General features: G+C 49.2%; 9 protein-coding genes. 2 read left to right on the top strand and 7 right to left on the bottom strand.

All coding sequences use genetic code 11. The features are described from left to right. Positions 1 to 145: 145 nt before the first annotated feature. The 7 genes from AC6CIF_RS11405 to AC6CIF_RS11375 form a co-directional block, all read right to left on the bottom strand. On the bottom strand, positions 146 to 1,987 hold the full coding sequence (locus AC6CIF_RS11405) for an ABC transporter ATP-binding protein (RefSeq protein ID WP_498199703.1): 1,842 nt from the start codon (positions 1,985 to 1,987) through the stop codon (positions 146 to 148). Then, positions 1,971 to 3,755, bottom strand: coding sequence for an ABC transporter ATP-binding protein (locus tag AC6CIF_RS11400; protein ID WP_498199685.1), 1,785 nt, complete (start codon positions 3,753 to 3,755; stop codon positions 1,971 to 1,973). Before AC6CIF_RS11400 ends, AC6CIF_RS11405 begins: the two co-directional genes overlap by 17 nt. Positions 3,756 to 3,838: 83 nt before the next feature. Then, a complete protein-coding gene (locus AC6CIF_RS11395; protein ID WP_498199684.1) occupies positions 3,839 to 4,273 on the bottom strand; it encodes a MarR family winged helix-turn-helix transcriptional regulator in 435 nt (144 codons plus the stop codon). 314 nt (positions 4,274 to 4,587) lie between these two features. Continuing rightward, entirely contained in the window at positions 4,588 to 5,535 is a 948-nt protein-coding gene (locus AC6CIF_RS11390; protein ID WP_498199683.1) for an iron-hydroxamate ABC transporter substrate-binding protein, read from the bottom strand. Positions 5,536 to 5,597: 62 nt separating this feature from the next. After that, positions 5,598 to 6,614 (bottom strand): FecCD family ABC transporter permease, encoded by a 1,017-nt coding sequence (locus AC6CIF_RS11385; RefSeq protein WP_498199682.1) that lies wholly within the window; start codon positions 6,612 to 6,614, stop codon positions 5,598 to 5,600. A 2-nt stretch (positions 6,615 to 6,616) separates the two neighbouring features. Next, the gene (locus tag AC6CIF_RS11380; protein ID WP_498199681.1) at positions 6,617 to 7,690 is read right to left on the bottom strand and encodes a FecCD family ABC transporter permease; all 1,074 of its coding nucleotides are present in this window, start codon (positions 7,688 to 7,690) and stop codon (positions 6,617 to 6,619) included. Between the two features lie 99 nt (positions 7,691 to 7,789). Beyond that, entirely contained in the window at positions 7,790 to 9,520 is a 1,731-nt protein-coding gene (locus AC6CIF_RS11375; protein ID WP_498199680.1) for a helix-turn-helix domain-containing protein, read from the bottom strand. A gap of 494 nt (positions 9,521 to 10,014) precedes the next feature. Between AC6CIF_RS11375 and AC6CIF_RS11370 the strand changes: the two genes are divergently transcribed. After that, positions 10,015 to 11,016 (top strand): Gfo/Idh/MocA family protein, encoded by a 1,002-nt coding sequence (locus AC6CIF_RS11370; RefSeq protein ID WP_498199679.1) that lies wholly within the window; start codon positions 10,015 to 10,017, stop codon positions 11,014 to 11,016. A 20-nt stretch (positions 11,017 to 11,036) separates the two neighbouring features. Further along, the gene (locus AC6CIF_RS11365) at positions 11,037 to 11,660 is read left to right on the top strand and encodes a pyroglutamyl-peptidase I (RefSeq protein ID WP_498199678.1); all 624 of its coding nucleotides are present in this window, start codon (positions 11,037 to 11,039) and stop codon (positions 11,658 to 11,660) included. The last annotated feature ends 304 nt before the right edge of the window (positions 11,661 to 11,964 follow it).

Here is an 11,964-nt window from a genome sequence, read left to right as displayed (position 1 = left end):
AGGCTTTTGAGACAGCCCCACTTCGGAAGCATGCACCTCGCCTTTATACCCGGATTTTACCCTTGTGAAAAGGGAATCGATAAAATCTGGGGATAACAGCGATTGGAAGGTTATTCTGTCATCGTAGTGTCTGTGTAAATAATCATTAGTTCGACTTATTGAGCTGTCCCTGATGTAACTGATAGTAGAATCCTTGTTGCTGCATCAACTCGTCATGGCTGCCCCGTTCAGCGATCTGTCCATCATCAATGACGAGAATCTGATCGGCTTCACGAATCGTGCTCAGTCTGTGGGCGATGACAAAGCTGGTGCGGTCTTTCATTAAAGTGCGCATCGCTTCCTGGATCTTCATCTCTGTACGCGTATCAATGCTGCTTGTTGCTTCATCCAGAATAAGAATGGCCGGATCAGCCAGAATTGCCCGGGCAATGGTCAGCAGTTGTCGTTGTCCCTGACTCAGGTTGCTTCCCCCGGAAATGATGTGGGTATCGTAACCCTGTGGCAGTTTGCGGATGAACGAATGTGCATTCGCCAGCTCAGCCGCTTGCCTGATCTGTTCATCGGTTGCGTCCGGCTTGCCGTAGGCGAGATTGTCGCGAATGGTACCCGAGAACAGGTAGGCATCCTGAAGTACAATGCCGAGTTGTCGACGGAGTTGATCCTTCTCCAGTTCCGAGATGTCACATCCATCAATGGTAATCCGTCCGCCTGTAATCTCGTAGAAACGGGGCAACAGGTTGATAATGGTCGTTTTGCCTGCGCCGGTGGGTCCAACAAGTGCAATCATCTCACCAGGTTTTGCAGTAAAACTAACTTTCTTAAGAATGTCTCGCTCCGCACTGTACCCGAAGGAGACGTCTTCAAATACCACTTTACCTTGAATCTGATCCAGTTGTTTCTTCTGTTCCTCTACGTATTCGCTAGGTGTATCCATGATGTGGAACACTCGTTCAGCACCTGCGATTGCAGCCTGAATCAGATTGTACTGATTGGCCAGATCGTTGAGCGGCCGCTCAATCTGGCGGGAGTAAGCGAGAAAGCTGACGATCAGTCCGATGGACGTCATTTCATGATAAGCCATCCATCCACCTACAGAAGCCAGTATGGCAAACCCGATATTGTTCATCACGTTCATCGTAGGTCCAACCAAACCCGAAACGGTCTGGGCCTGTGTGCTGGATGTGCGCAGTTTCTCGTTCAAATTCTCAAAATGTTGATGTGCCTGATCCTGACGGTTATAAGCCGCTACGACTTTTTGTCCAGCAATGATTTCTTGAGCATACCCGTTAAGCTCACCAAGCAATTTCTGCTGGGCGGTGAAGTGTTTGCGTGTTCTTGACGCGATCAGGCGAGTGGCGATGGTAATCAAGGGTACAGTCACCAGACTGAGCAGGGTAAGCCGAACATCGAGTGCAAACATGATCGACAAGGAACCAACGAGCAGGATGGCACTGGACATCAATTGGGTTACGCTTTGGTTCAGCGTTGTAGATACGTTATCGATATCATTGGTCGCCCGACTCATGAGATCCCCGCTTTGATTTTTATCAAAAAAGCTGACAGGCAGCTCTTGTAGTCGGGAGAACAACGCATGTCGCAGATCCTTAACGGTCAGTTGGGACACACCAATCATGACATAGGATTGAGCCCACATCAGGAGTGAGCCAAGGACATACACACTCAGCAAAAGAAGACATTCCTTCAGCAAACCCGCTGTTACTTTGGGAACGATATGTTCGTTAACGGCGCGGCCGAGAAGATAGGGTCCTGCCAGATTGAGCAGTGTTCCAAGAGCCGTCAGCACTAATGCAGCAATGACTCCTTTGCGATGACGCCCCATGTACGACCATACCCGAATCAGGGCGTGGCGAGCATTTTTGGCTCTGACTTTGGGAACAGGTCCTCTGCCCGCTGGTCCGGGTCTTCCGATGGGAGGCACGACCGTTTGTTGTATGGAGGAAGATGCAGGTTTAGCCAAATTGAACATCCTCCTTCCGTTGCTGCGAATAATAGATGGCTTGATAATGTGATGAATGAGCCATAAGGTCATCATGTGTGCCCCTGGATACGATCTGTCCTTCATCAATAACATATATACAGTCTGCATCCTTCACGGAGGAGATCCGTTGTGCAATCAAAAAGGTCGTGCTGTCTTTCATCAAGGACTGCAAAGCCTTCTGAATGCTCGCTTCCGTACGCAGATCCACAGCACTGGTGCTATCATCCAGAATCAGTACTTCCGGTCGCATGAGCAGAGCGCGTGCAATGGATATCCGCTGTTTCTGTCCACCGGACAGATTGACCCCGCGTTGACCCAGCTCCGTGTCATACCCATCTTTCAGTTTCATAATAAAATCATCCGCTGCCGCAGCTTGTGCCGCAGCACGCAATTCAGCATCTGTTGCACTGGGCCGGCCGAAACAAATGTTATCCCGGATGCTGCCGCTGAACAGGATGGATTCCTGTAGCACAATGGACACACGGCTGCGAAGATCCTGAAGATCCCAGTGGCGAACGTTCACTCCATTCACGAGCACTTCACCCTGCGAAGCATCGTATAGACGGGGAATCAGCTGCACCAGCGAGGTTTTGCCTGAACCTGTTGAACCGATCAGGGCCACTTTCTGACCCGGGCGAGCCTTCAGGTTAATGTCAGTGAGTGCATGGTCTCCGTCATAACGGAAAGATACGTCTCTGAACTCCACTTGACCGCCTGTGTGGGAGGGAAGAGAAGACGTTTGGTTTCGGGACTGATCACGAGTAGACGGGGATGACTGTACATTCCCGGAGTTATCGGTTCCCGATTGAATATCCGGCTGTGTATGTAACACCTCGTTGATCCGTGCAGCTGATACCTTGGCGCGGGAGAAACTCATCATCATCATGCCGATCGACGTGAGGGACGAGAGTACAACCGTGACATAGTTGATAAAAGCAATCAGATCTCCAGCAGCAATATCGCCTCCCACTACCTGGAAACCCCCGAACCACAGCACCGCTACAATGGTAGCGTTCAGCATGAGGCTGAGCACGGGTGCATTCAGTGTGACGATCCGCCAGGCTTTTACGGCGGTTGTAGTGTAATCTTCGTTGGATTGCTTGAACCGTTTTTTCTCCAGACGTGCACGTGCAAATGCTTTGACGACACGAATGCCGGCAAGATTCTCCTGAAGCACAGCGTTGACCTGATCAAGTTTGTTCTGCACACTGGCGAACAGCGGATAGGATGCTTTTATCAGAATAAATAAAATAATAAACAGTACCGGTACAGTCGCAATAAGAATCAAAGCCAGCTTCACACTGATCGTAAACGCCATGATGATACTACCGATGATTAGCATTGGTGAACGGATAAACATCCGCAGCAGCATCTGCACAAAGGTCTGCATCTGGGTAATGTCACTCGTCAGACGAGTGATCAGAGATCCTTCCTGAAACGTATCCAGATTGCGGAAGGAGAAGGTTTGAATATGGTCAAACAGTTCCTGGCGCAGATCCGTGCCGTATCCAACAGCAGCTTTGCTTGAATAGAGTGTACAGCCTGCGCCGCCAACCCAGCCGATTAACGCAACAAGTAGCATGATCAGACCTGTAGTTATGATATGGGGCAGATTCCCTGCAAGTACACCATCATCCACGATGCTGGACATCAGCTTGGGTTGGAGCAGGTCCATGGTAACCTCAAGTACCATGAGCAGCGGGGCGACGATTGCCGCCGACTTATACGGGGTCAAGAATCGTTTTAACGTCCACAATAGGGAATCACCTCAATCTTCATAGCATAAGTGAATCAATTTCATGATACCTTTAGCTGCTTCAATCGCGAGTCTGCATCACCTCAGGATTCACGCAGGTTTTGGAGCATACGCTGTGCAAGTGCAGACATGATCCGGGATTCTTCCGGTGTAAAATCTTTCTGGGCCTGCTGTTCCAACTCCTGAATCACTTCTCTCAATTCTTGTAGCGCGGATCGCCCCTGATCCGTCAGGTATACCCGCAGACTGCGCAGATCCTTCGGGTCTGCTTCACGTCTCACATAACCGGATGATTCCATGCGCTTGAGCATCACGGTTACCGTTGCGGGACTGCGCTGAAGTTGTTCGGCCAGGTTTTTCTGAGATTGGCCATCTTCCCGTTCAAGCTGGAACAGCAAAGGGGGCTGCCCCGGGTATAACTCGGGGTGGTTCACAAGTTCCTCATGAACCTTGTAGCGTTTCAGTTTCACGAGTTCGGATAGCTGTCCCATTAAACGATCATTTTGGACTGGGTTCATATCATCTACTCCATTTCTACCTTCATTCCATCTTCTCGGTACTGAAAACCAGACTTTTTGAACACGCAAATTTAGTTAGTCGACTAAATAAATTTTAAGTTCGATTTAATATATCGTCAAGTGAATACAGATCATTTATTTTGAATTTAAGGTATTTCCGGGTCGATTGGCTGAAAAGTAAACAAGTAAAATAGATAAGAAAAAAACAAAAACCTCTACTTTGAGCGGAAGAGAGTAAAATAACTAACTCTGTTCCGGTCTCTAAAGAGAGGTTTTTTGGTATTGTCACACGTTAGTGTTGAGTGTACGGAAACTTACTTCTTGGAGAACATTTCTTTGGCTTCATCCATGGCCATTTTATTACCGATCGATGAGTAATCCAGCCAAGGTTGTGCGCCAATCGGGTAGACATGGCCGGCTTTAACTGCTTTCAGACCTTGCCAGATCGGATTGTTTTGTAGCTCCTTGAACATGGTTTGGGCTTCATCATCCGAATTCACAACCACAAAGATCGCATCTGCATCATAGTCCGGCAATATTTCACGGGAGACGACTTGATACGGTTTAGTCGAATCGATATCTGTGATCCCTTTGGCAGGAGTCAGACCGAGATCCTCATACAAAATGGGACCCATGGGACGGCGTGTACTGAACACACGTAATTCTTTGGCAGTAACACGGATCGCCATCACAGTACCATCACCAATCGTGTCATGAATCAGAGATTTCACTTCTTCCGTTTCGGTCGCGTAGTCCTGAATGTATTGCTCGGCTTCCTTCTCACGATTTACGAGTTTGCCAATCTCTTTCAGATGGTCGCGCCATGTACCGTTATCCAGATTGAAGACATGCACCGGAGCAATTTTTTCGAATTTGGCAATATCATCACCGGAGAATTCTTCGTCCAGATAGATCACATCGGGTTTCAGGGCAAGCAAAGCTTCCATATCCGGGTCTTTAACCGGACCAAGTGGCGTTGTATTTTGAAGTTGATCAGCAACATGGGACAGGAAATCTTTGGCTTCGCCACCGATAACGGAACCAACCGGAGTAATGCCGAGAGACAGCAGATCATTGGTCAGATGGATCGACATGGAGGCAATGCGTTGCTCACCTGAACTTGCACTGTTGTCTTGATTCTTGGTTGAAGTATCCGTAGACGAACCACCAGAAGCAGATGGTGAATTATTGGTCGTTCCACAGGCTGCAAGCACAAGCACCAGACAGATACTCATGACAAGCATAAGATTTTTCTTTAACATGGGTAGTCACATTCTCCTTGAACATCTCTTGGATGTCTTTATTGTTTTTTTGAAAAAAAAGATTACTTGCTTCGTACTAACAGGTACAAAAAGTAAGGTGCACCAATCGCAGCAACCACCACGCCTGCCGGAATGGCATTAGGCTGAAAGATCGTTCGCCCGATCGTATCGGCTGTCACCACAATAACCATACCGATGAGCCCGGCAGCAGGGATCAGATGCCGATGCATCGGACCTACAAGCCTGCGCGCCAGATGTGGTGCCGCCAGACCGATAAAGCCGATCCCGCCAGCCATCGATACACTAACGGCAGACAAGGCCACGGCACAGAGCAGCAAAATAACACGCTGGGATCGAACAGGCGTCCCGATACTGGTTGCGGCAGCATCACCAAGGTTGAAGGCATCAAGCGTTTTGGATCGACTCCAAATGTACGAGATACATAACACCACCCAAGGAAGCAATGCTTGCACATGAATCCAATCTCGGCCCCAGACGCTACCTGCCAACCAGCGAGCGGCAAAGGAATAGGTGTCTTCATCCAAACGCAGGGATAGGTAGAGTGTCAACGCATGGAACCCGGCCGCTACCGCGATTCCCACCAGAATCAGCTTAATGGGTGATACGCCGTTATGGCGATCATAAGATAACAGCATGATGATTAGGGCGGCGGCAACACTGCCTGCAAAAGCAAACAACGGAATTAACAAGGCTACAGAGCCATCCATTGTAAAGGAGAGACTAACAAACACCATTAGTCCAAATGCTGCCCCCGCATGTAATCCCAGAATCCCCGGGTCCGCCAGTGGATTGCGGGTGATCCCTTGCAAGGCTGCTCCAGCAATACCAAGTCCTGCTCCAGCAAGTACAGTTACCAGGATGCGAGGCAGTCGGTAATCAAACAGTACAATCTGATCATCCGAACTGCCATTACCAAACAAAGTCTGTAACACAGCGATTGGAGAGAGACGAATGGTTCCCGTGTTCAGGCTGATCACAATAACGGCAATGGCGATGCAGAGCAGCGTGATACTGACAATTATCGAACGTTTACCTCGTGAAGGTGTATTAAAATTCATCGCTACAAGGCCCTCCTTTCTTTACGGGCCAGATAGAGGAAGAAAGGTACACCGACAAAAGCGACCATAATGCCTACCGCGAGCTCCTCGGGCGGGTTCACGATGCGTGAGCCCAGATCGGCGAGCACCAGTAAAATCGCTCCAAGCAGAGAAGACATCGGAATGATGAGTCGATAATCCACACCCACCAGTTTGCGTGAGATATGAGGGATGACAAGTCCGACAAATCCAATCGAGCCTACTGCCGACACGGACACACCAGCCAGCACAACAACCGCTGCGAGGGCGAGAAACCTCGTCCAGCGCAAGTTGATCCCGAGATTAATCGCTACTTCTTCACCGAGTGACATAAGGGATACACGCCGGGCGAGTGGCATGATCAGTACCAGCGTCACGAGCAGCACGGGAAGAATTAACTTCAGATGCCGCCATTCTATTCCGCCAAAACCACCCGCATACCAGAAGGCCAGATCCTGACTCAGGTCAAAATAAATGGCAACACCTGTGCTGAGCGAGGTTAACATGGCTGCAATAACCGCTCCGGCAACGGTCAGTCTGATGGAATTCAGACCACCAGGTGCTGCCATTCCAAGCAGGAAGATAAGCAGTGTGCCCAGAACAGCCCCCACGAATGATAAAAACATAATCCAGCCGTATGGCAGTCCGGGCCAAAAGGCAAAGCTCAGTGCTACGACAAAAGTGGCTCCAGCATTGATGCCCAGAATGCCCGTGTCTGCCAGCGGATTACGCGTAATGCCTTGCATTAAAGCTCCTGCAACGGCAAAAGCAGCGCCGATAATAACCGCGGCAAGGACACGAGGCAGCCGCAGCTCATGAATAATCTGATGAGGTGTCAAAGCTGGGTTGTACTGAAATATGGCAGCCCATACGGTTTCCAGAGTTAACCCTTTGGCACCTAAAGAGATTGCGACAAACATACTTAGCAGCAGTATGGCTATGGCAGACAAAAACGTCAGCCCAACGGTTACTGCAGATTTTCTTGAATTAGACGGACGATGTGGCAGTCCCGGATGTTGAATACGGGTCACTCCTTTGGTACCAACAACGTGTTTCATTGTTATTGATTATCATTATCAATTAGTGATCATTATAGAATCTTAATTCAGGCCCGTACATGGCATAAATTAAGATTCTGGAGATGGACATTTTTTAGATTACAAAAGTGAAGGTTTGTTCGTCAACATAGAGAGCGCTTCATCGAGCTGGATGTTGATGGAATATGGAGCATATACGACCCATGAGTTCCAGTCGATGAGATGTACACGTCCGCTTTTTACCGCAGGATGGCTGTTCCACAGTGGATTTGAAGCCATCTCTTTCAACAGTGTTGCCTTTTCATGCATGGAATTAATCGCCAGTACCAGCACATCTGCCTCCAGTCCGTCCCATTCTCCTGGTGTGAAGGGCAGCCAGTTGAATCCAATGCCGGGAGATTTGCCAGCCAGTTCGGTCTGAATACGCTGAGGAGCGGCCAGTTGCAAGGTTCGATAAAAGACATGTCCAAAGTTCCGATGGCTGTACATCCGTGGACCTTTAGGCGTTAACGTGCCAACGGCAACGGTGATGTCCCCGACGAATTCCTTGATTTTTTTGCGTGCACGCTCTGCCTTGCGTTCATGTCGATCCAGCCAATCTGTGGCTGCTTGGGTGCGATCCACAATGGATGCAATCTGATGCAGATGACCAAAGACGTCTGTCTGGTTCCAGGGAATCGTGATGATGGGCGCGACATCGCCAATATGCTCCATCGCTTTGGCAGCTGCATTGTCCTTGGTCAGAATCAATTCAGGATTCACATCCAGGAAAGCCTGACGTCCCTGTTCCCAAGGTTCATAGGCGTGGAAGGGCAGCGTCAGCGATTTGGGCATATGAGGAAGATGGCCTTGGATCTGAGCTGCGCATGGCGTGATGCCAAGTGTCATCAGGTGGTCCGTGTATGGATAGGAGAGCGACACGATATTTCGGTGGACCTGCTTCGAATAGGAAGTTGGCGCATAACCGGCATGGTTTCGGAAACGTCGGCTGAAATAAAATTCGTCACGGTAACCCACTTCACGAGCCACATCACGGATACGCAGATCGGAAGTGAGCAGTAATTCCTTGGCCCGGTTCATACGCAGATGAGTGATGTATTCAATCGGATTTTTCTGCATGCGGCTCTTGAATAGCTGTGAGTAATAGGACGGGTGCATGTCAGCCAGTTCAGCCAGCTTTTCCAGTTTGACCTCGTGCATATAGTTTTCGCGCATGTATTGCAGGGTGGACCTGAGCCACTGTTCGGGTTCATCCTGCCCAGCCCCTACGTCAGTCTGGTCTTCTTGAGGCCAGAGCATATGTAACAGTTCCGTCAGGAGGAGCTGTGCTTTCAAGCCTGTTTCCAAACCTTCATTGGTTAATTGTGTAAGCTGTGCGGCAATGCGCTGTATACCGTAAAATGGGCCCTGAATCCAGCCTGTAACAGGTGAACTGAGCTCACGTTCGTAGATTCGTCTGGCTTTTGTTTTCTCCGTAGCCCGATACATATCAAAGTGAATGATATACAGTTCAATATCATGGTCTTCATCACTAATCAGTTCAATTGCAGTTCCTGGTAGGGAAAGACAAGCTGATTTGCGAACCACGTGAGATTTGATCCCATTCATAATCAGTTGGCCTGTGAATTTGTGCATGTATATGAAGGTATGATGAGCTAACTCAGTTGTGGACCAGCGCCATTTCTCACGGGTTATAATATGTTCTGCCTGACGAAGTTCGATCAGGGTATCATTCAAGAATGTATCCAGGTCTGCTCGGATTGAGGATTCCTTTTCTGAATTGGGACTCGTCTGCTGGTGTAACATGTGTGGATTCATGCCGCTGTGGGCGGTACCGGGGATGGTAGTCATGTTGCTATGCGACCTCCTCTCTTTGGAACAGTTTAGGTAATAATTGAATATGGAACACACCATATTTTCTCGGACCTGAGCGTCTTTCTTGAACGAATCATCTATTGATGCGTTTCGCATGATGTTATGATTACTGGCTGTCTTGTCAAAAGCGCGTTTGCAGTATAGTCAGATATTTTATGAATAGCACAGGGTATATGATCCCGTTATCAGATGTGATCGATAGTTTAACCAGATTGTTGCTAGTTACAAGTATGCTTAGGGACAAGACTTCTTGGCCCTAGTCTGCTGATAATCTTAGCAAATCTACTGGAGAATTGAAATGTACCCAGATATGTTCGAGGCCCTGATGAGCTTGAATTCTATTGAAAGCACATAATCGAAATCGTTTTCTGACGTAAGCGTTTCTTTTTGGTAAAATAAAGGGGATAACATGTTGGCCTGATCAGAATCATGAACCTTTTCAACTCAAATTGCAGTAGGGAGGCTTTAATATGACAGAAGTAGTGGGACGGGACAAAGTACGCTGGGGCATTATGGGCACGGGATGGATTGCATCCCAGTTTGCAAGGGATCTGGAGCATGCGGGAAACGCTGTGAAAGCAGCGGTAGGTTCACGGACAGCGGGAAGTGCGGAGAAGTTTGCAGCTGAATATGGTTTTGCACGCGCTTACGGTTCTTATGAGGAAATGCTGCAAGATCCTGAAGTAGATATTATCTATGTGGCAACACCTCACCCTGTGCATAAGGAGAATGTAATGGCTTGTCTGGAGGCAGGCAAGGCGGTGCTATGTGAAAAGCCGTTTACGATGAACGCGCGTCAGTTGGAGCAACTGGTGGAGACGGCACGGGAGCGTAACCTTTTCCTGATGGAAGGGATGTGGACACGCTTTTTGCCGCCGATCGCTCAAGCCAGAGCATGGATTGCAGAAGGACGAATTGGTGAAGTACGTTTGCTCCAGGCAGACTTTGGATTCCGTGTCGGCTGGGAGCCGGAAGGTAGGTTGCTTAATCCGGATCTGGGTGGAGGCGCATTGTTGGATGCAGGGGTGTACCCGATCTCCTTTGCATCGATGATCTTTGGTGAACAGCCCCAGCATGTATGGAGTACGGCCAATATCGGTGAGACGGGTGTGGACGAGCAGTTTTCCGTATTGTTGTCCTATTCCGAGGGACGTTCTGCATCACTGAGTGCTGCCATTCGTCTGAACCTTAGCAATGAAGCGGTCATATACGGTACGGAAGGCAAGATTCGTCTTCCTTTATTCCTGGCGGGTAAAGAAGCCTATCTGCATGTGAATGGTCAGGACGAGCCGGAGAAGTTCACGGATGATCGAACATGTATTGGTTATGCTTTTGAGGCAGAAGAAGCGGGACGTTGTATCCTCGAAGGTCGGACGGAGAGCAACACCATTAAACTGGACGAATCCCTGGAAATCATGAAGCTGATGGACACAATTCGGGGCCAGTGGGGATTACGTTACAAATCGGAGTAACAGACAGGAGCTGACGTGTGATGGTGAAGATTCTGATATCCGGGTTTGAACCTTTTGGCGGGGATGCGGTGAATCCGACGGGGGTGTTAATGGAAGCTCTTGCAAACGAAGTGATCGAGGGTGTTGAGCTAAAAACAGTACTGTTGCCCGTGCACTTCGATGAATGTGCAGACCTGCTGATCGCAGAGATGGAAGCCTTTCGGCCAGATGTGGTCATCGCCTGTGGGCTGGCCAAGGGCAGAACATCCATTACACCGGAGCGGATCGCCGTGAATGTCAAAGACATTCCGCCAGGCTCCTACGCGGATAACCAAGGACAGCGTCCTGTGGACGAGCCAATTGTAGATGGCAGCCCGGACGGTTTGTTCTCCACCTTGCCCATACGTGCCATGGTGAGTGAAATGTCTGCAGCAGGCATCCCAGCTGCCGTGTCCAATACAGCAGGTACATATATCTGCAACAACACGATGTACCGGGTTCTGGATCACATTCGTGTAGGGCAACTTCCGATCCGTGCCGGATTTGTACACTTTCCGGCCTCAACAGAGATGGCTGTGTTGCAGCCTTCCGTTCCATCGCTGCCTATTCCCATGATGCTGGATGCGCTGCGGATCATGATTCGCACGGTTGTTGCTGAGTCGTAGGGGATGGTTGCGATCGTTCGGTTGCGGTTGCAGCAGATCGTAGGTGACGGTTGGTTGGATTCGTAGACCGCTGTTGTGAGAGGGAGAGCAGTGGGTTGGGATCGGTTACAGTAGGGTTCAAGATGACGTGGAGAGCGTGTAGTTGCATGGTTTTTGTCTGCTTCGATCTTGGGTTGAGCAGAGTGTTGGATATGAGTATAAATATGAAGTTGAATATAAAGTGAAAAAAGAGCTGTCCCATCGTCATAAGTCTGACGTTAGGGGACAGCTCTTTCTATTTCGTGTGTCATGTGTAGTGTAGTCC

The sequence above is a fragment of the Paenibacillus sp. GQ49 genome (genome assembly GCF_059759055.1).
Note: the sequence above shows the minus strand (reverse complement) of the source record. Positions and strands in the feature narration are given on the sequence as shown.

Bases quoted from the DNA above. Each gene is read 5' to 3' on its own strand.
- AC6CIF_RS11370 (WP_498199679.1), top strand. From the start codon at position 10,015: ATGACAGAAGTAGTGGGACGGGACAAAGTACGCTGGGGCATTATGGGC.
- AC6CIF_RS11380 (WP_498199681.1), bottom strand. From the start codon at position 7,690: ATGAAACACGTTGTTGGTACCAAAGGAGTGACCCGTATTCAACATCCG.
- AC6CIF_RS11405 (WP_498199703.1), bottom strand. From the start codon at position 1,987: ATGTTCAATTTGGCTAAACCTGCATCTTCCTCCATACAACAAACGGTC.
- AC6CIF_RS11390 (WP_498199683.1), bottom strand. From the start codon at position 5,535: ATGTTAAAGAAAAATCTTATGCTTGTCATGAGTATCTGTCTGGTGCTT.
- AC6CIF_RS11375 (WP_498199680.1), bottom strand. From the start codon at position 9,520: ATGACTACCATCCCCGGTACCGCCCACAGCGGCATGAATCCACACATG.
- AC6CIF_RS11395 (WP_498199684.1), bottom strand. From the start codon at position 4,273: ATGAACCCAGTCCAAAATGATCGTTTAATGGGACAGCTATCCGAACTC.
- AC6CIF_RS11385 (WP_498199682.1), bottom strand. From the start codon at position 6,614: ATGAATTTTAATACACCTTCACGAGGTAAACGTTCGATAATTGTCAGT.
- AC6CIF_RS11365 (WP_498199678.1), top strand. From the start codon at position 11,037: ATGGTGAAGATTCTGATATCCGGGTTTGAACCTTTTGGCGGGGATGCG.